Genomic DNA, 19,576 nt, shown 5'->3' on the forward strand with positions numbered 1-19,576 from the left:
CGAGACCGCGGACGAACGCGAACCACCCGGCCACCAGCGTGCCTGTCCGGGAGTTCGCGTGTTCGAGCGGGGGCAGTGCGTGCACGGTTCGTCGGGCGGAACGCCGAAGCGGCACACCCGATCCTGTCCGCAGAAGCACAGGATTTCGCCGTGCGCGCGGCTGATCCGACACCGCGCTCACTCGGCACCGGCGTCGTCCCCGTCGTTCTCCTCCTCAGGACCATGCGGGCGCCAATGTTCCTCGCTGACGTGGAGATTGTGACTGTCGGGCCGCATGTACCGGGGACGTGCCAGAAAATCGGCGCGGTGCTTGGCCATCTGCGCTTCGGCCTCGTCCTTGGTGGGACCAGGCCGCGAGATCGGCCAGGGCCGAGCGGCGAGGAACCGGTGCACGTCGGCGATGCTTCGGGCCATCGACCACGGTGCGGTGGGCGGCGAAGCCTTCGCCGCGGTGACCGCACGGCGGAGACCGGGTTCGACGCGCTGCAGCTGGAGCGGATCGAAGACGATCGGCACGCGCTGCGGCGCGTAGGGCGGGTCCAGCGCCAGCCCTACGTGGCCCATGTGCATGATCGCGAAGGGTTGCCGGGTCGCTCGCGGCGGCACCGCGCGCAGCACGGCCTGCCAGTCGCCGGTGCGCAGCCAGTCCTCGATGTGCCTCCGAGATCACCCGCGCTGCGAGAACCCCGTCTCGGCGAGGATTCGCTTGGCCCGGTCCAGGATCGGGCGGTCGATCATGGTCTGGTTGACCGTCGTGACCGAACCGTCGCGGTCGGCGTTCACGACGTCGCGCGCCCAGCGGACCTCGGCCGGACTCGGGGCGAACGCCTTGCGCACCAGGGGAACCTGGCCGGGGTGGATGCACAGCTTTCCGCCGAAGCCCAGGTCCAGCGCGTGCCGCAGGTCGGACTCGAGCGCGGCGTTGTCCGCATAGGACAGCGTAACCCCGTCCAGCGGCGGAGCGAGCCGGGCGGCCGCTGAAGCCAGCACTACCGTCGACCGAGCCGTGGCCAGACCGGTGCGGTTCGCCGGGTCCAGGCGGAGTTCGGCGCCGAGGTCGCCGTTGCCGAACGCTGCCCGCACCACACCGGAAGTCGCGCAGATCGCCGGAGCATTGAGGATTCCCGCTGCGGTCTCCAGCAACGCGACCACCGAACAACCCGGCGGCAGAAGGTCGAGCAAGGCACGTACCTGCTCGCTGGAGGAGGTTTTCGGCAACAGCACCGGGCAGGCCATGCCGGCAAGCGCGCGGACATCCTCCTCGTACCACGGCGAACCGACCGGGTTGATGCGCACGATCCCGCGACCGCCCGCCCGGAGCCAGTTCCGGACCTCGTTGCGCGCCAGCGCTTTGCGGGCAGGCGCGATGGCGTCCTCCAAGTCCAGGACGATGCCGTCGGCTCCGCTCGCGGCGGCTTTCGCGAAGCGGTCCGGACGGTCGCCGGGAACAAACAGCAAGGCGCGGGCGGCGGAGAGCGCGGCCACGGAACCCTCCGCGCTCACGCGGGGTCCACCAGATCGCGATCCAGCTTCTCGTACACCCCGCTCAAGAACCGCACGTGCTCGCGCGCCGCCTCCCGCGCACCGGCCCGGTCGCCCCGTTCGATGCACTCCAGCACCTCCCGATGCTGCCGGTCCACGTTGTACCAGAAGCGGCGCGGCGCGCGCTCGCGCAGGAACCGCTCCTCGATCGTGCGGAAAATCGGTTCCGCCACCAGCTTCAGCAACGGGTTGTGCGCCGCGTCGAGAACAGCGAAATGGAAATCCCGGTTGGTGACGAACACGCCGATCGGGTCCACCGAAGCCGGATCGAACAGGGTTCTCCGCAACGCCGACACCTGTTCCTCGGTGCGCCGGGCGGCGGCCATCTCCGCGGCGGGCACCTCGAGCAGTTCCCGCACCTCGACCAGCTGCGGGAAGCTCAGGTGCGCGCCGTCGGTCAGCATGGCCAGGTTCGCCCACAGAGTTTCCGCCGCGTGCTCCGGGCTCGGGATCGTGACGAACACTCCTCCGGTGACTCCGCGCCGGATCTCCAGCAGGCCCTGGGCAGCAAGCGCTCGCAACGCTTCGCGCGCGGCGTTGCGGCCCACGTTGTAGTGCGACGACAGCTCAGTCTCGGGCGGCAGCCGCGAGCCCGGCTTCAGCTCGCCGGACAGGATCTGGTCCCGGATGTGGCTCACCATCGTCTCGGCGGCCGTCGGCCGCGTCGTGATCCGCCCCGCGTCAGCCATCCACGCACCCCCGCATCCGCACAAGCTACTTGACCCGGTTTCGGATCGCGTCGTAGCGTAGCATGAAACCTTCCAGGTTTAAGATTCCAACAACGCCGTTGGAGGTCACCCGCGATGCCTCGCCTCTCCAAGTTCCCTTATTGTCCAGCGAAGATCGTCGCGATCAGCGCGGTCACCGTTCTCATCACAGCTAGTTGTGCCGCCAAAACCTCCCAGGCTTCCGATGAATCCGGGACCCTCACCGTCGGCTTCTCCGCCGCGCCGCCGAGCCTCGACCCGGCCAAGACCACCGGCAACGGCCAGGCGTTTCTTTTCCTCGCCTACGACCCGCTGATCTATCGCGACCAGGACGGCGCGCTCAAACCCCGGCTCGCGACGTCCTGGAACTACGTCGGCACGGGCAACAAAGTCTTCGAGCTGCACCTGCGCGCGGGCGTGCGGTTCTCCGACGGCTCGCCGCTCACCGCGGACACGGCGAAGGCCAACTTCGACTACCTGCGCAAGGTCGGCGTGGGCACCGCGGGCAAAGTCGCCAAGGACGCGACAGTCACCGTGGTCGACCCGCTCACCATCCGGCTCACGCTCACCGCTGCGAATCCGGACCTGCCGACAGTGCTCAGCCAGGACACGATGCCGGGCCTGATCAGCGGCCGCGCGCTGGCGGACCCAGCCACGCTGGCGAAGCAGACCCAAGGCACCGGTCCGTTCGTCCTCGACCCCGCCGCGACCGTGCCGAACGACCGCTACACCTATACCGCCAATCCGCAGTTCTGGGACAAGGCGAACGTCCACTACCAGAAAGTGGTCGTCCGCGTGATCCCCAATCCGAACACCGCGCTCGCCGCGATCAAGACCGGCCAGGTCGACGTGATCGGCGGCAACTACACCACGGTCGCCTCAGCGAAGGCCGCCGGGCTGAACGTCGCCTACGCCCCCTTCACGTTCATGGGCCTCGTTCTCGCCGACCGCGCCGGCACCGTGGTCCCCGCGCTGCGCGACCCCCGGGTGCGGCAGGCGCTCAACTACGCCGTCGACCGGCAGAAGATCACCCGAGCGCTGTTCGGCGAATACGGCACGCCCACCGAGCAGATCCAGCTTCCCGGCCGGGACGGTTCCGTCCAGAAGACCGTCTACCAGCACGACCCGGCCAAAGCCCGGCAGCTGCTCGCGGAAGCGGGCTACGCCAACGGTTTCGCGCTTCCCGCGCTGACGACTTCGGCGGCCAGCTCGAATCTCGTCGTGCAGGCGATCGCGGACGACCTCAAACAGGTCGGCGTCACGCTTGAGCTGACCAACGACGCGGACACCACCAAGTACCAGCAGGACATGCGCAGCAAGAAATGGGGCGCGTTCGGAATCGCCTTCGGCAGCCTCACCACCCACCAGATGGCGCAGGTGCTGCTGCGGCCGGGCGGCTTCTACAATCCGTTCGACAGCGACGATCCCGGCCTGACCGCGCGCTACGCCGAAGCCGCCGCCGCACCGCCGGACCAGCGGGCCCAGCTCGACCGGCAGATCATCAGCCGCGTCGTCGACCAGGGCTGGTTCGTGACCGTCACGTTCTCTCCGCTGTTCTACTTCTCCCGCGCCGGCGTGACGAACGTGCGGGTGTCGCCCGGCGAACCAGTCGCGAACCCGGTCGAATGGCGTCCGGCGGGCGGGAGGTGAGTGCGTCGATGCGTGCGCTGATCCTGCGCCGCCTGCTCATCTCGGTCCCGCTGGTGATCGCGGTGAGCTGGCTGACCTTTCTGTTGCAGCACTTGGCCCCCGGCGACACCGCGCGGGCCGTCCTCGGCGAGAACTACACGCCCGAGGGCTATGCCCGGCTGCGCGCGCAGCTCGGGCTCGACCAGTCGTTGCCCGTGCAGTACTGGCATTGGCTCACCAACGCGCTGCACGGCGACTTCGGGGTTTCGCCGATCAACGGCCTCGACGTCGGAGCCGAGATCGGCACCCGGCTCGGCGTCACCCTGTCGCTGATCGTCGTGACCACCGTCGTCGCGGCGGCGCTGGGAATCGCGCTCGGCTCGCTGAGCGCGATCCGCGGCGGGCCGCTCGGCCGGATCGTCGACGTGCTGTCGCTGGCCGGGTTCGCGCTGCCCAGCTTCTGGCTCGCGCTGGTGCTGGTGACCATTTTCGCGGTAACGCTGCGGATCCTTCCCGCGACGGGCTACACCCCGTTCGCCGAATCGCCGGGCGGCTGGACGACCGGGCTGGTCCTTCCGGTCGCCGCGCTGGCCGTGCACGGCACCGCCGCCATCGCGAAACAGACCCGCAGCGGCCTGCTCGACACGCTCAGCCGCGACTTCGTGGTGACCCTGCGCGCCAACGGCGCCTCCGAACGGTCGATCCTGTTCCGGCACGCGCTGCGCAACGCGGCCATCCCGGTGGTGACCGTGATCGGGCTGGTGTTCGTCAGCCTCCTCAACGGAACTGTGCTGGTGGAAGCCGTGTTCGCGATGCCGGGGCTCGGCGGGCTGGCGGTGCAGTCCGCGACCCAGCACGACGTTCCGGCCATCCAGGCGGTGGCGGTGACCTTCACACTGGTCGTGGTCGTGGTGAACCTGCTGGTGGACCTCGCCTACGGCTGGCTCGACCCGAAGGTGCGGGTGCGATGACGACTCTGGCCGAAACTCAGCCTCAGCCGGTCGCCGGAGCACGGCGGCGAGCGCTGCGGACCCCGCTGTTCGTCTTCGCCGCGGGCTACCTGCTGCTGATGGCGCTGGCCGCGATCGCGGCGCCGCTGCTCGCTCCGTACGACCCGGTCGCGACCGACCTCGACCACGTCCTGTCCGGACCCAGCCTGATCCACCCCCTCGGCACCGACCAGCTCGGCCACGACGTGCTGTCCCGGGTGATCTACGGCGGCCGCGTCACGCTTTCCGGCGTCGCCGAAGCGGTGCTCACCGCACTGGTGCTCGGCGTGACGACCGGGCTGCTCGCGGGCTTCGCCGGCGGGTGGGTCGACCGGGTGCTGTCCTGGATCACCGACATCGTGCTGGCGATCCCGGTCATCGTCACCCTGCTGGTCGTCCTGGCGGTGGTCGGCAGCAACGAAACGGCGGCGATGATCGCGGTGGGCGTCCTCGGCTTCCCGTCGCTGGCCCGAGTGGTGCGCGGGGCGACGCTGACTGTGCGGCAGGAGCTGTACATCACCGCGGCCCGCGCGTTCGGGCTGCCGGACCGGACGATCATGGTGCGCCACGTGCTGCCGCGGGTGAGCGCGCCGATCATCGTGCAGACTTCGCTGTTCGCCGGCGGCGCGCTGCTCGCCGAAACCGGGCTCGGCTACCTCGGCCTCGGCGTCCAGGCTCCCACTCCGGCCTGGGGCAACCTGGTCGCGGACGCGTCCACGGTGATCGCCCAGCAGCCGTGGCTGCTCGTGCCGTCCGGCCTCGTGATCGGGCTCGCAGTGCTGTCCTTCGGGCTCCTCGGCGACGCCGGCCGCGACACAGCGGCCGACCGGCGGGCCCGCAGCGCTCAGGGCCGCACCCGCGCCGCGGTGCGGGAACCCGCACCGCGGCCGGACTCGACGGCGCTGCTCGCCGTGCGGGACCTCACCGTCGGGCTGCCCGGCCAGGACGGGTTCACCACGGCGGTCGACCGGCTGAGCATCGACCTGCACCCCGGCGAGACCGTCGGGCTGGTCGGCGAATCCGGGTGCGGCAAATCCCTGACCGGGCGCGGAATTCTCGATTTGCTCCCGGCCGGGGCGCGGATCCTCGGCGGCGGAGTGTGGTTCGACGGCACCGATCTGTCCGCATTGGACGGCAAGGGCTGGCAGGAGTTCCGCGGATCGCGGATCGCGCTGATTGCCCAGGACCCGATGAACGGCCTCGACCCGACGGCGCCGGTCGGCAAGCAGGTGGACGAATTGGTGCGCCGCCACACCGGGCGCACCGGCCGCGCCGTCCGCGCGCGGACTCTCGAACTGCTCGCCGACGTCCGGCTCCCGGAGCCGGAGACGGTCGCGGCGAAGTATCCGCACCAGCTGTCCGGCGGGATGGCACAGCGCGTGCTGATCGCCTCGGCACTGGCCGGATCGCCGGAGCTGCTGATCGCCGACGAGCCGACCACCGCGCTCGACGTCACCGTGCAAGCGGAAATCCTGCGCCTGCTGAAGGACGTGCAGCGCGCCAACGGCATGGCGGTGCTGCTGATCAGCCACGACCTCGGCGTGATCGCCGAGGTGTGCGACCGGGCGTATGTCATGTACGCCGGGCAGATCGCGGAATCGGGAGCCGTCGCCGAACTGTTCGAGTCGCCGCGGCATCCCTACACCGCGGGCCTGCTCGGCGCGCTCCCCCGCCGCGGCACGCCCCGGCAGCCGCTGACGACGATCCCGGGCACGGTGCCCGAACCGGGGAATTGGCCGCCTGGCTGCCATTTCCGGCAGCGGTGCCCGCTGGCGACGGCCGAGTGCGCCGCCGTCGTCCCGGTCGCCGAACCGGTGCCGGGGCATCGCACGCGCTGCATCCACCATGATCTCGCGCCGGCCTCGGGAGGTGACCATGACCGAGCCGAAATCACTGCTTGAGGTCCGCGATCTCACCGTCGCGTTCGGCCGGAGCACCGCGCTCGATCGAGTCAGCCTCGCCCTCGACGACGGCGGCACTCTCGGCCTGGTAGGCGAATCCGGCTCCGGAAAATCGACGCTCGGGCACGCCGTGCTGGGCCTGCTGCGTCCGGCGTCCGGCAGCATCCGCTTCCGCGGCGAGGACATCACGCACCGCACCGAACGCAGGCGGCGCGCGCTGAGCAGGCAACTGCAGATCGTCTTCCAGGATCCGTACAGTTCGCTCAACCCGTCGCGCACCGTCGGGAGCACGCTCGCCGAACCGCTGCGGGTGCACGCCCGGTCCGCGAGCCGCGCCGACAGCGCCGCCCGGGTCGCGGCCGCGCTGGAGGAGGTGGGGCTGCCGCGCGGCGCGGCGAACCGGTATCCGGCGCAGTTCTCCGGCGGGCAGCGACAGCGGATCGCGATCGCCCGGGCGCTGATCGTCGAACCGCGCCTCGTGGTCTGCGACGAGCCGACCAGCGCGCTCGACCTGTCGGTGCAGGCGCAGATCCTGAACCTATTGCTCGCGCTGCAGGAGCGCCACGACCTGAGCTATCTGTTCATCTCGCACGACATCGACGTCGTCCGGCACATGGCGCACCGGATCGCGGTGCTGCGCCAGGGCCGGATCGTCGAACAGGGGCCGGCCGCCGACGTGACCGACCGGCCCGGTCATCCCTACACCCGTTCCCTGCTCGCCGCGGTGCCGGTCCCCAACCCGAACGCGCGCACCATCGTCGAAGCCCAGCACTGACCGGAGGCCCCCTTGCCCAAACCGTACGACGTCGAGGTCCTCCGTGACCAGAGGATCCCGACGACCGACCCCGCCGTCACCCTGTCCGCCGACGTCTTCCGTCCGGCCGGCGTCCCGGCGCCGGCGCTGCTCACACTCCAGCCCTACCGGAAGGACCTGCTGGTCGGCACTCATCAGCAAGCGACGATGCGGTGGTTCGCCGAACGAGGCTACGCCTGTGTGCTGGTCGATCTGCGCGGCACCGGGGCGTCCGACGGCCTGCCCCGGCCGAAATTCGCCGCAGAGGAAGGCGAAGACGCCCTCGCCGCGATGAACTGGGCCGCCGCGCAACCGTGGTGCACCGGCGACCTCGGGGCGTGGGGGATCTCGTACGGCGCGGTCACCGCGATGCGCGCCGCCGCGCTCGACCACCCTCGGCTCAAAGCGCTCATCGCGATCATGGGCCCGCTCGACCCGTCGCGCGACGCCTTCGACCACGACGGCGCCCGGGCGGATCTGCACCAGCGGGTGTACTGGAGCGCGTCGATGCTCGTCGAGCAGCTGCTGCCGCCGCTCACCGGATACGACACGGTCGAGGCCCGGCGCCGCTGGCACGCCCGGATGTACGAGGTGGAGCCGTTCCTGCTCGACTTCGCCCGGCACGGTCCCGCCGATCCGGCCCTCGCTGACCGGGTGCTCGATCCGCATTCGATCACCGTGCCCGCCTTCTGCGTCGGCGGGTGGCGCGACCCGTACGCCGACGCGATCACCCGGCTCTACGAGCAGCTGCCGGGCGCCAAGCAACTGCTGATGGGCCCGTGGATGCACGCCATGCCCCAGGATTCCCCCTACGAGCCAATGGACTTCCTGCCGAAGGCGCTGTCCTGGTGGGATCGCTGGCTGCGCGGCGCGGACCCGGCACCGCCCGACGAACCGCCCGTGTCCGTCTACGTGCAGGGCGACGGATGGCGCCACTACGAGACCTGGCCTCCGCAGAAGGACGAACTCGTCCTCGTCGCCGGCGCGGACGCCGTGCTCGCCGAAGAACCGGCCGACGCCTTCACCGCGCATTACGACCCGGACCCGACGAGCGGCGCGTTGAGCGGCCTGTGGGGATTCCCCAGCCCCGGCTACGGTCTTCCGGTCGACCAGCACGACGACGATGTCCGCTCGGTCATGGCGAACAGCCGCCCGCTTTCCGGCGACCTGGTGCTGTGCGGACGGCCGGAGGTCGTCGTCGGGATCTCCGAGGGCGCGCCGGAGCGGATCGTGGTGCGGCTGGCCGACGTCGACCCCGACGGGCGCTCGAAGTTCATCGTCGCCGGCGTGCATTGCCCGGCCGAAGCGACCGGGCAATACCGGATCCGCCTGCGCGCCACCGCCTATCGCGTCCCGGCCGGACACCGGCTACGGGTGACGGTGAGCGATTCGGACTTCCCCCGGCTGGTCCCGCTGCCGCAGCCGGAACCGTTCACCCTGTCCGGGCTGGAACTCGCGGTCCCGGCGGTCGCCGAAGACCTCGGCGTCCCGGCCGAGGTCAGCGTGCCCGCGACGCGGGTCCGGCCGTCCGGCAGCTGGAGCCTGACCAGGGATCCGGTCCGCGACCGGGCCGAGGTGGCGATCACCTCAGGGCGTCCGCCCGAAGTGACCACAGCGGACGGTCATCGGATCCGGGCGCGCTCGGACCTGCGGGCCGCCGTGGAAGCCGCGCATCCCGGCGCGAGCTTCGCCACGGCCGAGCACGAAACGGCGATCACCGCGAACACCGGCGAACACGTCGTCGTCGCCGTCACGATCCGCTGCGATCGGGCGGTCTTGTGGGCGCACGCGACCGTAGCGGTCGACGGCGCCGAGATCTTCGGCAAAACCTGGCATCTCCCACTGGAGTTCTGACCCCCGATCTCAACGGAGGACTTTCGCATGCCCGAGTCCCTGCTGTCCGGCGTCCGCGTGCTCGACGCCGCCACCCTCGCCGCGGCCCCGCTCGCCGCCACCTACCTCGCCGAACACGGCGCCGAAGTGATCAAGGTCGAACGACCCGGCTCCGGAGACCCGATCCGGGACTGGGGCAGGCGGAAGGACGGCACCGGGCTGATGTGGAAAAGCGTCGGCCGCAACAAGAAATCCGTCACCCTCAACCTGCGCACCGCCGAAGGGCAGGACCTCCTGCGCCAGCTCGCCGGCCAGGCTGACGTGCTCGTCGTGAACACCCGGCCGGGCACCCTGCGCGGCTGGGGCCTCGACTACGCCACGATGCACGCCGCCTATCCGAAGCTGATCATGGTGCACGTCACCGGGTTCGGCCTCGACGGGCCGGACAGCGACCGGCCCGGTTTCGGCACGCTCGGCGAGGCGATGAGCGGATTCGCCCATCTCACCGGCGAAGCGGACAGCCCGCCGACGCTGCCGTCGTTCATGCTCGCCGACAGCGTCACCTCGCTCACCGCGGCGTACGCGGTGATGATGGCGCTGTATCACCGCGACGTGCACGACGCGCCCGGCCAGCTGATCGATCTCAACCTCATCGACCCGCTCAGCCGGATGCTCGAACCTTCGGTGCTCACCTACGACCAGCTCGGCGAGGTGCCGCGCCGGTGCGGCAACCGCTGGGACGTCAGCGCGCCGCGCAACACCTATCTGACCAAGGACCGGCAGTGGATCGCGATGTCCGGCAGCGCGCCGACCGTGGCGTTGCGGGTCTACCGGGCGATCGGGCGCCCGGAACTCGCCGACGACCCGGAGTTCTCCGATCCGCAGCGCCGCCTCGCCCGGTCCGGGGAGGTGGACGCCATGGTCGCGGAATGGGTCTCCCGGCACACCCGAGCCGAGGCGATGACGGTCTTCAGACGGGAAGGAGTCGCGGCCGCGCCGGTGTACGACGCGCCGCAACTTCTCGAGGACCCGCACCTGAAGGCCCGCGGCATCCACGTGCGAGTGCCCGACGAGGACCTCGGCTCGATGCGGGTGCAGGGCCCGGTGCCGCGGTTCTCCGCGACGCCCGGCCGCGTCGAGCACCTCGGCCCGGCGCTGGGCGAGCACAACAAGGAGATCTACGGCGAGCTGCTCGGAATTCCCAGCGACCAGCTCGCCGCGCTCGCCGATCAGGGCGTCATCTGACTTTCCGCAGCGGGATCTCGCGCAGGCACAGCGCCGTGGCCAGCGCGAGTACCGCGGTCGCCGCGGCCAGCAGGAACACCCCGTGCACCGCAGCCGGGTAGCCGCCGGCCAGCCCGGCGGCGAACACCGACCCGAACACCGCGACCCCGCTGGACGCGCCGATGGTCTGGCTGAACGTCGTGGTGGAGGTGGCCACCCCGATGTCGCCGGCCGCCACCGCGTTCTGCACCACGATCAGCATCACCGAATTGATCATCCCGAGCCCGATCCCGGCGAGCACCAGCGCGCCCGCTTCCGCCCCGTACGCGGTCCCGGCCGGCATCTGCCACCACAGCACCAGCGCCGCCGTCACCAGCGCGGCACCGGTGATCGGCAGTACCCGGTAGCGGCCGGTGCGGGCGACGAACTGCCCAGCCGCGGTCGACGCGACCGCCCAGCTCAGCCACAGCGGCGCAAGCCGCATCCCGGACGCGGTCGGCGTGACCCGGTCCGCCAGCTGGAAGAACAACGGCACGAAGATCGTCAGTCCCACCGTGGTGAAGCCGAGCAGGAACACCAGCGAGAACACCACCCGGGCGACCGGATTCCCGAACAGCCGCAGCGGGAGCATCGGCTCGCGGGCCCGGCGTTCCCACCACAGCAGCGCGGTCAGCAGCACGACGGCACCGGCCGCCAGTGCCAGGACCAGCGGCGAACCCCACCCGTGTTCCCGGCCGCCCCAGCCCGTGACCAGCAGCAGCGCGGTGATCCCGGTGGACAGCAGCACCGCGCCCAGCCAGTCGATCCGCGCCTCACCGCGGCGAGGCGCGCCCCGCGGCACATTCACCGCGACCACCGCCAGCGCCAGCGCACCGAACGGAAGGTTCACATAGAACGCCCAGCGCCAGCCGAGATTCTCCGCCAGTACGCCGCCGAGCAACGGGCCCGCCACCGTGGAGACGGCGAACGCGGACTGCATGAACCCCAGGTACCGGCCGCGTTCCGCGGGCGGGATCAGCTCCCCGAGGATCGACTGCGAGTGCACCACGATCCCGCCCGCGCCGATGCCCTGCAGCACGCGGAACGCGATCAGCGCGGGCATCGACCACGCCGTCCCGCACAGCGCGGATCCGGCCAGGAACGTCGCTACCGACAGCTGGAACAGCAGCTTGCGCGGGAAGAGGTCGCCGAGCTTGCCGTGTACCGGGGTGGAGACGCCGACCGCGAGCCCGTACGCCGTCACCACCCACGCGAGGTGGCTCAGCCCCGACAGGTCGGCCGCGATCGACGGCAGCGCGGTCGCGACGATCGTCTGATCCAAGCCTGCCATGAGCGTCGCCAGCATGAACCCGGGGAACACGATCAGCGTCGCGCGGTCCCAGCCGCGCCGCGTGGCGGTGGCAGTCATTCTCCGACCCGCGCGGGAACCGCTGTCCTCCCGAGTTCGCGCAGCGTGTCGCTGATCCGGCCCAGCAGCTCTGCGGCGAGGTCTTCACGGTAGAACTCGCGCTGATAACGCGCCAAGATCGTCAGCTCGCCGCCGTAGGTGTACACCGGATAACTCGGGTACCGGCCGATCATCGGATGCGACAACGTCTCGAAATCCACGATGCGCGCACCCGGCGGCGGCGAAAACGGCGGCATCACTCCGTAATTGCTAATCAATACCGTCGAATAATGCTCCTCGAGAGCGGATTCCACCCACGTCGGCGGCCCAGTCGGCAGCTCGCCGTTTTCGATCGCGTCGGCGAGATGCGCCTTGATCTCGCGGCCGACGACGACCGGATCAGCCTGCCGGGCCATCTTCACCACCGCCTCGTGGATGAGCGTCAGGTTGGTGGTTTCGGTGTCGCCGATCGGCGGTGTCGCACGGGTGCGCAGGTTCACCGGGGCCCAGCACATCATCGGGATTTCGCTGCTGCCGGTCCACAGGTCGCGGTGCGCGACCATGACGGCGCCGCAGATGAGCGCGTGCACCGACGTGCCGAGCGCCTTGGCCGCCGTCACCAGCCGCTGCGTCTCGGCAACGGTAAGCCGAAGCCGCTTTTCCAGGAGCCGGTACCGGAAGACCGGCGGGACCGACCGGCCCGCCGGGGCCGGGAAATCCAAGTCCGCCAAGCGTTCGGCCAGCACCGCGACCGGGGAACGCGGCAGCACGGCACGCGGCTCGACATCGGGCCTCCGCCCGGCGGCGAGAGCGCCGTAGAGTCGCCACAGGTCGGTGAACAACCCCATCCGGAAACTGCCGTCGGCGATCGCGTGGTCCAGCCGGATCGCCACGAACGAAGACCGCGCGCCGCGCACGAGGACCGGCCGCGCCACCTGGTCCGCGGAATCCCAGGGACGATGGATCTCCTCCAGCAGCTCCGGTTTCCCGCCCTGGCGCACCACCAGTTCGAGCCGCCGCCCTTGCTCGGCCGACAGCAGATGCCCCGCACCGTCCGCGCGAATACGGCCGAGCAACACCGGATTTCGCGCGCACAGCAGGTCGAACGCCCGCGAGAGCAATTCCGGATCGATGACGCCTTCGCATTCGGCGACATACGACGGGCAGTTGTTCACGCTGCGCACCTCGATGTGGTCGAGGTATCTCCGCAAGGTCATCAGGGCCTCGCCTGCCCGGCCAGGATCCGACGTGCCTTGTCCACCACCGGTTTCGCGACCAGCTGACCGTCCACAACGGTCACCGACCCGTTGCCGGCCGACGCGACCACGTCACGCGCCCACCGCAGGTCCGACGCCGACGGCGCGTAACTCGCGTTCACCGCGGGCACCTGGCAGGGATGGATGCACAGCTTGCCGGTGAATCCCAGCGCCGCGGCGTGGTCGACGTCGCGCTGAAGCTCCTGCTCGTCGTGCACGGCGGTGGTGAGCCCGTCCATCGGCGGAGCCAGCCGCGCGGCCATCGAGGCGAGCACTACCTGCGACCGCGCGGGAGCCAGCGCGCCGCGGTCGGCGTGGTCGATTCCCATCGCGGCAGCGAGATCGACGTTGCCGAACATCGCCCGGGCGACTCCCGGCACCGAGCAGATGGCGCGCGCGTCCAGGATTCCGGAACCGGTCTCCAGCAGTACCATCACGTCCGTGCCGGGCGCGAGCCGTTCCAGCAGCCGGACGACCTGTTCCCCGTCCGAGGCTTTGGGCAGCAGCACCGGCGCGCGGTGCCCGGCGAGCATCGCGACATCCTCGTCGTACCAGGGAGTGCTGCTGTCGTTGATCCGGACCAGGCCCGCACCGCCCTCGCCGAGCCAGCGGTCGACGTTCGCCCGCGCGACCGGCTTCAACTCCGGCCCGACCGCGTCCTCGAGGTCGAGCATCACCGCGTCGGCCCCGCTCACCGCGGCCTTGCCGAACCGGTCGGGCCGATGCCCGGGGACCGACAGCAGCGTTCTGGCATGCGTCAGCGTCTCGAATTCCAGGGGCATACCGCACCTCTCATCGCAGGAAACCGCTTGACTCCCGCGCACACCAGCGGACGCGAGCCGTATCGACGACGCGCGCGGAAGAACGTGCCGTACCGGCTTCGCGCATCGAGAACTGCGTCGTCCGAAGTCCGAAATGGACTATTCTGCAGCGAAAGAAACGCCATCGGCTGTTTCGCGGGCCCATCGTCCCGCAGTTCCCGAAGAGCACGACAGGGCCAAATGAGTGAAGAGAAATTTGCTTCTCGTCAATAAGCGCCGAGGCTGTCTCGCGGAAAAAATGTCGGCGATTTCACCTGGAAGTTAACGGCCGATGACGACGTCCCGTTAATCTGCGACCCGACTTGACAGTCTCAAGTGGACAGTCAAGAGCGCGCCCTCCGACGTCCGACTCCGCATTCAGTGATCCACGTCACGTTTTCATGGCGGCTTGGGCGGCGGCCTCCGGCTCCTACGCCAGGATCAGCGCACCCTTGTCGTGGGACACTCCAGCGGCGTAGGCCGCTTCGCGGACCATTTGCTTCTGATGGTCGCTGAACACAGCCGGCACCGTGATGCAGACCTGGATCTGGTTTTCGCGGTACCCGGCCTTGGCGATGTCAGCCACGGCAAGCTGGTAGACCTCTTTGAGGAACAGGGCGAGGTAGCGCTCGGGCAGGTCGGCGTGCCGACCCATGGTGACCGCGTCGTCCACGGTTTTGTCCGGCGTGCGGCCGAGCAGCATCTTGATGTTCTCCACCAGACGCAGTCCGGAGTCTTTGCCGCCGGCGTTGCAGAGTTCGCCCTTCCGCTGCGCGTCGTAGCCGAAGGCCACCACGTCGCCCTTGGTGTCCAGCAGCAGGCGGGTCAGCGTCTTGCGGAGCGCTGGCCAGCACCGCTTCTAGGTGATTTCGCGCTGACCGTTGCCGCCGTCCGGGTCGAGGATCGTCCAGGCGTAGCCGGTGGCATAGGTGCCGACGTCAATGCCGAGGCGGACCGGTCGATATTTACCGCGCAATGCGGGAGGGATTTCTTGCGTCGACATGACCGGGGAGGGTAGCGGCAGGGTCTGACAGACATGACGTCGCAATCGCCCGGCCGTATGACGCGAGCGCCAGGTCCACGCGATCGGGTGACAACGTGACTCAGTCGGCTGCTCTCCAAGCTCCCGCGGCTCGCTGCCCGCAGTCGCAGAAATAGCTGACGAACCGCCAATGAGACCGCCAGACAAGACCGACGTCCCAGCACGGGCGCTGCGGATACCTCTTAAACGGCGTGTATGCTGGTTTTCAGAATCCAGTTGCGTTCGAGACAACCAAACCGCGGAATAGCGCTACGTCGTACGTTTCATTTCTGCGCATCGCAGTCCTGATCGAACAAGATGTGTCGTCAGTGGTTGCTCTCAGCCGGTGACCGTCCCTTCGCCGCGTCCACGACCCGTCACCGTGATATTTGCAGCGGTGACTCGCGATCGCCAGCGAACGCCGCGAGGTCCGCCACATCGTTCAACCGGGGATCGGCAGGTGTGCATAGCGTTTGAGGACCCGGGGTTCGACGATCGGTCCGGGCCAGAGGATCACGTGGTAGAGGTCGTTGCCGTGGATGCGGTCGTCGGTGATGGTGTCGAAGCCTTTCGCGCAGACGCGGGCAGTGTAGTCGCCGCGCGGGACTTCCGTGCGAGGAATCTTGGGGCGGTAGTCGAATGTGGACACGACGACCCGGCCGCTGGAGACGCGCAGGCCGCTTTCGGTGACGTGGTCCCACCCGTCGAGCTCCAGGATGTCGTCGCCGGGTGTTTCGGCGCGGACGTCGAGGATGACGGGCAGGGTCCTGCGGCGTGCGGTGCCGACGCCGATCGCGCCGTCGGTGACGGCGACGAGGTCGTTCATCACGGCGGTGACGAACGCGCGGGCGGCATCGGGGCGGGCGGTGTCGTCCTGGACGAAAAAACTGCCGTAGTCGGCGAAGACGTCGAGTTCCGCGTACGCGATCCGCTGGGGATCGCGGTCGGGCTGGTCGGCCATGAGGTGTACCTGTGCTCCGTCGGGCAGATCGTGGATGGACGCGGACAGGGGGCCGCGGATGCGCATGCAAGCGGCGGCGTCGGCCGCGGCGAGGTTGGCGTCATCGTAGCCGCCGCCGAAGGCGAACAGCCGGTGCGGCACGAGACGATGGTCGTGGGCCAGGGGCCCGTGGCGGTCTTGCCAGGCGCGGGCGAACGCGTGCGCGCCGCGGTCGTCGGGGTCGGCCAGCAGCCAGGCAGCCCAGTCCCCGAGCCGGTCGCCCAGCATCCGGGTGTCCGCGGTTTCGGGTTCGAAGGCGACGACGCGGCGGTTGTTCGCGATCGCGAACTGGCGGCCGAAGAGGTCCTGGGCGAAGCAGAACAGTCCGTCCGCGCGGCCGCGGTAGGAGTCTTTCCAGGTGCCGGGGGTGTTCCAGTGCTGCAGTTCCGGGCCGAGGCCGCGTTCTCCGGCGTGGAAGACCTGGATTCCAGCGTCGAAGACGGTGAACCCGCTGACGGTGCTGAGCAGGGCGGCCAGTTCCCGCATTGGGCCGTCGGGGTGTCCGAGGTCGAGGTCGGTTCAAGGCCCGAGCGGGCCGCGGGCGCGGAGCTCGTCGAGGGGATTGTCCATGGTCTAGTCCGCGAGGACGGTGACCTTCTCGCCGTCGTCCAGGCCGGCGAGTTGGTGCCCGATGGTCGAGCCTGAGCCCTGGTTGTCGAACGAGTCGATGTATTTCACGGAGGAGCCGGTGCCGCCTTCCTGGAACACTACCGGGGTGCGTCAGGTCATGGCGCGTTGTCGGCATTGCTGCCGATACGTTTCCATGACCTGCCCGCCGAACCCGCCGTGCGCGTCTCCACGCAACGGGCTCTCCACAGCTTCCCGTTGGCTCACGCGATATGAGCGGCCCATGGGTTGGGGATCTTCGCTCCCCGGTAGCGATACCGACGTATGGGTATCGAGGCCGGATCGAACAAGGTCACCCCGGCTGCGGTGATTTCCCGCTTGGTGGTGCCGGTGAAAGCCCGCCGCAGCAGCTTCTTCCACGACAGCCCTTTGTGCAGTTTCTTTATCCAGTATGCGATCCTGCGCCAGGTGAAGGCCCGCAGGTAACTGAACACCGAGAACGACACGCCGTGCCTGAAGTAGAAGGCCCATCCCCGCAGGATCTGGTTGACCCGGATCAGCAGGGTGCTGAGCTGCCTGTACGCGTTTTTGTGCGTTGCCGCCCGTATCTTCCCGACCACGGAGGCCAGCGCCTTCGCGGACGGGTAGGTGTAGACGTAACTCCGGTCGGCCCCTTTCTTGCGGTGGCGCTGGATGCGCCATCCCAAGAAGTCGAAGCCGTCCTCAAAGGACACGACCCGCGTCTTGGCATCCGACAGGCGCAGGCCGATCTGGGCCAGCACCCCGGCGACTTCCGAGCGCAACGCCTCGGCGGGCGCTCTCTCGCCGTGCACCAGCACAACGAAATCGTCGGCGTAGCGGACCAGCCGCCAGTTCGGCAGGCCGTGTTTGCGTCGTTGCCGACGCTGGTTGTCCGACCCCCATGCAGCGCGGTAGTGCTCATCGAGCACAGACAGCGCGACGTTGGCCAGCAGCGGCGACAAGGCCGACTGGATGTTAGCCGCGATCGCTGCCGCAAGGGAGACTCACGTGCAGGCCAACACCCTGACGCCCCAAAAGCTCTTCGAGCCGCAGGTTCGGTACGTCATCCCCGTCTTTCAGCGGCCGTACGTGTAAGAGATCGAGAAGCAGTGGGAACCGCTGTGGGCCGACATCCGTGCCGTCGCCGACGAACTGCTGGAGACTCAGAACCTGGCCCAGGTCTCGGCCCACTTCCTCGGTGCGGTCGTGCTGGACCAGCAGCCCAATCCGTCAGGCTACATCCAGGTCCGGCACGTGATCGACGGCCAGCAGCGCCTGATCACGCTGCAACTCCTGCTCAATGCCGCGCGGCAAGTCGCCGAGAAGCACGGCCGCCCACGGGACGCCGCCCTGCTCAAGGCTTTGGTCCGCAATCCCGAGCACATCATCGACGAGGACGACGAACTGCTGAAGCTGAAGGTCTGGCCCATTCTGGCCGACCGAACCGCTTTCCAGCACGCCATGGACGACGACGCAGACAACGACGCCGGCGACACAGCGTCAGCAAAGCCATCGTCTTCCTCCGCGAACGCATCCGGAACTGGGCCCGGGAAGGTGCGGAGGACACCTCCGCTGACCGGTTGCGAGCGCTCACCACCACCCTGGCCCGACATCTCAAGCTCGTGGTGATCGATCTTGAACCCGGCGACAACGCCCAAGCTATCTTCGAAGCACTCAACGACCGCGGAAGCCCCCTGCTGGCCGCGGACCTGGTGAAGAACGCCGTCTTCCAGGCCGCCGAGCGACAGCATGTCGACACAGCGCAGCTCGACCGCGAATACTGGGACGCCCTCTCGGGCGAATACTGGCGCGAGGGACTTCGGCAAGGCCGGCTCAACCGTCCGAGGATCGACGTCTTCCTCAACTACTGGCTCACGATGCGCCGAGCGCACCTCGTGCCCTCCGACCGCATCCTCGCCGAACTGACCAGCGACGCGACCTGCTACCGACAACTCGCCGATCAACCGCCGCACTCGGTGCCGGGCACGTTCCACTACCGAGTCATCGAGGTCATGGACATCGCCGCGACCATGCCCCTGCTGCTCTGGCTGCAACGTCCCGGCTCCGCCGTCCCGCCAACAGCCCGAGACGACGCCCTTCGCGCCATCGAAAGCTGGCTCGTCCGGCGCATGCTGTGCCGCGTCACACTCGCCGATACCACCGGGGTCGTCGTCGAGCTCATCCGGCACCTGAAGAAGCAGGCCGCCGACGACGCGGGGAGCGCGACCGAGCAGTTCCTCGCCGAACAGACCGGCGATTCCAGGCACTGGCCGGTGGACGACGAAGTGATCGACAGTCTGCAGCGCATCCGCTTCTACGCGGTCATGATCCCGCGACGCCGCAGACGCATGGTTCTCGAAGCGCTCGAGGACAGCTACCGTTCACCCAAGACCGAGGAATCGCACTGCCTCCGCAGCAGCCTGACCGTCGAACATCTCATGCCTGTCAATTGGCAGCGAAACTGGGGCGACGGCCGAGAAAAAGACTCTCCCTTCAGAGAAGAACCCAACCGCCGCGTCCAGACACTCGGAAACCTCACGCTGCTCACCAGCAGGCTGAACCCCGCGCTGTCGAACAATCCCTGGCTCGGGGATGGGACGACACCAGGCAAAAGAGACGGCATCGGCGAACACAGCGTCCTGATGCTCAACAAGCATATGCACGACGAGCAGCTCAGCTGGACTGACGACGACATCGACATGCGTTCGCGCGCCCTCGCCGAACGGGTCGTCCGGATCTGGACTCGACCAACACCGGGATAGGCCCGACGCCGAAAACCACGGCCAGACGTCCGCTGCCAGCGCCGTCACAAGACGCTGCTCTCCGCTGTCGGTCCCTTTCCGCTCTTTGCCAAGCAGACGCTTCCCCTGCCTGATCGTGCGCTCAAGCGTCGAGTCGAACCCTGC

General features: G+C 69.1%; 18 protein-coding genes. 8 read left to right on the forward strand and 10 right to left on the reverse strand.

The window, feature by feature from the left end:
• Positions 1 to 177: 177 nt before the first annotated feature.
• From A4R44_RS42565 to A4R44_RS42575, 3 genes are all read right to left on the reverse strand, one after another.
• On the reverse strand, positions 178 to 564 hold the full coding sequence (locus tag A4R44_RS42565; protein WP_157905153.1) for a hypothetical protein: 387 nt from the start codon (positions 562 to 564) through the stop codon (positions 178 to 180).
• 102 nt (positions 565 to 666) lie between these two features.
• Positions 667 to 1,503, reverse strand: coding sequence for a CoA ester lyase (locus tag A4R44_RS42570; protein ID WP_067594619.1), 837 nt, complete (start codon positions 1,501 to 1,503; stop codon positions 667 to 669).
• Positions 1,500 to 2,231, reverse strand: a complete 732-nt coding sequence (locus A4R44_RS42575) for a FadR/GntR family transcriptional regulator (RefSeq protein WP_067594621.1) — start codon at positions 2,229 to 2,231, stop codon at positions 1,500 to 1,502. The genes A4R44_RS42570 and A4R44_RS42575 overlap by 4 nt, the downstream gene beginning before the upstream one ends.
• Before the next feature lie 114 nt (positions 2,232 to 2,345).
• Between A4R44_RS42575 and A4R44_RS42580 the strand changes: the two genes are divergently transcribed.
• The 6 genes from A4R44_RS42580 to A4R44_RS42605 are packed head-to-tail and all read left to right on the forward strand — an operon-like array spanning position 2,346 to position 10,639.
• Complete coding sequence (locus A4R44_RS42580) at positions 2,346 to 3,899, forward strand: ABC transporter substrate-binding protein (protein WP_067594624.1); 1,554 nt, start codon at positions 2,346 to 2,348, stop codon at positions 3,897 to 3,899.
• An 8-nt stretch (positions 3,900 to 3,907) separates the two neighbouring features.
• Positions 3,908 to 4,849 (forward strand): ABC transporter permease, encoded by a 942-nt coding sequence (locus A4R44_RS42585; RefSeq protein ID WP_067594691.1) that lies wholly within the window; start codon positions 3,908 to 3,910, stop codon positions 4,847 to 4,849.
• The gene (locus A4R44_RS42590; protein WP_067594627.1) at positions 4,846 to 6,768 is read left to right on the forward strand and encodes a dipeptide/oligopeptide/nickel ABC transporter permease/ATP-binding protein; all 1,923 of its coding nucleotides are present in this window, start codon (positions 4,846 to 4,848) and stop codon (positions 6,766 to 6,768) included. The genes A4R44_RS42585 and A4R44_RS42590 overlap by 4 nt, the downstream gene beginning before the upstream one ends.
• Positions 6,743 to 7,543, forward strand: a complete 801-nt coding sequence (locus A4R44_RS42595) for an ATP-binding cassette domain-containing protein (RefSeq protein ID WP_067594630.1) — start codon at positions 6,743 to 6,745, stop codon at positions 7,541 to 7,543. The genes A4R44_RS42590 and A4R44_RS42595 overlap by 26 nt, the downstream gene beginning before the upstream one ends.
• A 12-nt stretch (positions 7,544 to 7,555) precedes the next feature.
• Complete coding sequence (locus A4R44_RS42600; protein ID WP_067594634.1) at positions 7,556 to 9,415, forward strand: CocE/NonD family hydrolase; 1,860 nt, start codon at positions 7,556 to 7,558, stop codon at positions 9,413 to 9,415.
• A gap of 27 nt (positions 9,416 to 9,442) precedes the next feature.
• Positions 9,443 to 10,639, forward strand: coding sequence for a CaiB/BaiF CoA-transferase family protein (locus A4R44_RS42605; RefSeq protein ID WP_067594637.1), 1,197 nt, complete (start codon positions 9,443 to 9,445; stop codon positions 10,637 to 10,639).
• On the opposite strand, the gene A4R44_RS42610 is transcribed toward A4R44_RS42605, so the two are convergent.
• From A4R44_RS42610 to A4R44_RS42635, 7 genes are all read right to left on the reverse strand, one after another.
• A complete protein-coding gene (locus A4R44_RS42610; protein ID WP_067594640.1) occupies positions 10,632 to 12,026 on the reverse strand; it encodes an MDR family MFS transporter in 1,395 nt (464 codons plus the stop codon). The genes A4R44_RS42605 and A4R44_RS42610 overlap by 8 nt on opposite strands.
• Positions 12,023 to 13,222 carry a hypothetical protein gene (locus A4R44_RS42615; protein ID WP_067594642.1) on the reverse strand — a complete coding sequence of 400 codons (1,200 nt, stop codon included), beginning with the start codon at positions 13,220 to 13,222 and terminating at the stop codon, positions 12,023 to 12,025. The genes A4R44_RS42610 and A4R44_RS42615 overlap by 4 nt, the downstream gene beginning before the upstream one ends.
• Positions 13,222 to 14,043 carry a CoA ester lyase gene (locus tag A4R44_RS42620; RefSeq protein WP_067594645.1) on the reverse strand — a complete coding sequence of 274 codons (822 nt, stop codon included), beginning with the start codon at positions 14,041 to 14,043 and terminating at the stop codon, positions 13,222 to 13,224. The genes A4R44_RS42615 and A4R44_RS42620 overlap by 1 nt, the downstream gene beginning before the upstream one ends.
• A gap of 448 nt (positions 14,044 to 14,491) precedes the next feature.
• Complete coding sequence (locus tag A4R44_RS42625; RefSeq protein WP_067594648.1) at positions 14,492 to 14,857, reverse strand: Hsp70 family protein; 366 nt, start codon at positions 14,855 to 14,857, stop codon at positions 14,492 to 14,494.
• Between the two features lie 63 nt (positions 14,858 to 14,920).
• The gene (locus tag A4R44_RS48690; RefSeq protein ID WP_157905154.1) at positions 14,921 to 15,064 is read right to left on the reverse strand and encodes a hypothetical protein; all 144 of its coding nucleotides are present in this window, start codon (positions 15,062 to 15,064) and stop codon (positions 14,921 to 14,923) included.
• A 460-nt stretch (positions 15,065 to 15,524) separates the two neighbouring features.
• Positions 15,525 to 16,568: a hypothetical protein gene (locus tag A4R44_RS49750; RefSeq protein WP_067594651.1), complete on the reverse strand. Its 1,044-nt coding sequence runs from the start codon at positions 16,566 to 16,568 to the stop codon at positions 15,525 to 15,527.
• A gap of 344 nt (positions 16,569 to 16,912) precedes the next feature.
• Positions 16,913 to 17,632 carry a group II intron maturase-specific domain-containing protein gene (locus A4R44_RS42635; RefSeq protein ID WP_067594654.1) on the reverse strand — a complete coding sequence of 240 codons (720 nt, stop codon included), beginning with the start codon at positions 17,630 to 17,632 and terminating at the stop codon, positions 16,913 to 16,915.
• Between the two features lie 136 nt (positions 17,633 to 17,768).
• On the opposite strand from A4R44_RS42635, the gene A4R44_RS42640 reads away from it, so the two are divergent.
• Entirely contained in the window at positions 17,769 to 18,299 is a 531-nt protein-coding gene (locus tag A4R44_RS42640) for a DUF262 domain-containing protein (RefSeq protein WP_095213976.1), read from the forward strand.
• Positions 18,251 to 19,432 carry an HNH endonuclease family protein gene (locus A4R44_RS42645; RefSeq protein ID WP_157905155.1) on the forward strand — a complete coding sequence of 394 codons (1,182 nt, stop codon included), beginning with the start codon at positions 18,251 to 18,253 and terminating at the stop codon, positions 19,430 to 19,432. Before A4R44_RS42640 ends, A4R44_RS42645 begins: the two co-directional genes overlap by 49 nt.
• Positions 19,433 to 19,576 lie beyond the last annotated feature (144 nt).

The organism is Amycolatopsis sp. M39 (assembly GCF_001651785.1).
In the GTDB taxonomy this organism is placed as follows: Bacteria; Actinomycetota; Actinomycetes; order Mycobacteriales; family Pseudonocardiaceae; genus Amycolatopsis; species Amycolatopsis rubida.

Excerpts from the sequence above, each read along its gene's own strand:
- A4R44_RS42575 (WP_067594621.1), bottom strand. The coding sequence starts at position 2,231 with ATGGCTGACGCGGGGCGGATCACGACGCGGCCGACGGCCGCCGAGACG.
- A4R44_RS49750 (WP_067594651.1), bottom strand. The coding sequence starts at position 16,568 with ATGCGGGAACTGGCCGCCCTGCTCAGCACCGTCAGCGGGTTCACCGTC.
- A4R44_RS42610 (WP_067594640.1), bottom strand. The coding sequence starts at position 12,026 with ATGACTGCCACCGCCACGCGGCGCGGCTGGGACCGCGCGACGCTGATC.
- A4R44_RS42615 (WP_067594642.1), bottom strand. The coding sequence starts at position 13,222 with ATGACCTTGCGGAGATACCTCGACCACATCGAGGTGCGCAGCGTGAAC.
- A4R44_RS42620 (WP_067594645.1), bottom strand. The coding sequence starts at position 14,043 with ATGCCCCTGGAATTCGAGACGCTGACGCATGCCAGAACGCTGCTGTCG.
- A4R44_RS42585 (WP_067594691.1), top strand. The coding sequence starts at position 3,908 with ATGCGTGCGCTGATCCTGCGCCGCCTGCTCATCTCGGTCCCGCTGGTG.
- A4R44_RS48690 (WP_157905154.1), bottom strand. The coding sequence starts at position 15,064 with ATGTCGACGCAAGAAATCCCTCCCGCATTGCGCGGTAAATATCGACCG.
- A4R44_RS42590 (WP_067594627.1), top strand. The coding sequence starts at position 4,846 with ATGACGACTCTGGCCGAAACTCAGCCTCAGCCGGTCGCCGGAGCACGG.
- A4R44_RS42580 (WP_067594624.1), top strand. The coding sequence starts at position 2,346 with ATGCCTCGCCTCTCCAAGTTCCCTTATTGTCCAGCGAAGATCGTCGCG.
- A4R44_RS42565 (WP_157905153.1), bottom strand. The coding sequence starts at position 564 with ATGGGCCACGTAGGGCTGGCGCTGGACCCGCCCTACGCGCCGCAGCGC.
- A4R44_RS42595 (WP_067594630.1), top strand. The coding sequence starts at position 6,743 with ATGACCGAGCCGAAATCACTGCTTGAGGTCCGCGATCTCACCGTCGCG.
- A4R44_RS42605 (WP_067594637.1), top strand. The coding sequence starts at position 9,443 with ATGCCCGAGTCCCTGCTGTCCGGCGTCCGCGTGCTCGACGCCGCCACC.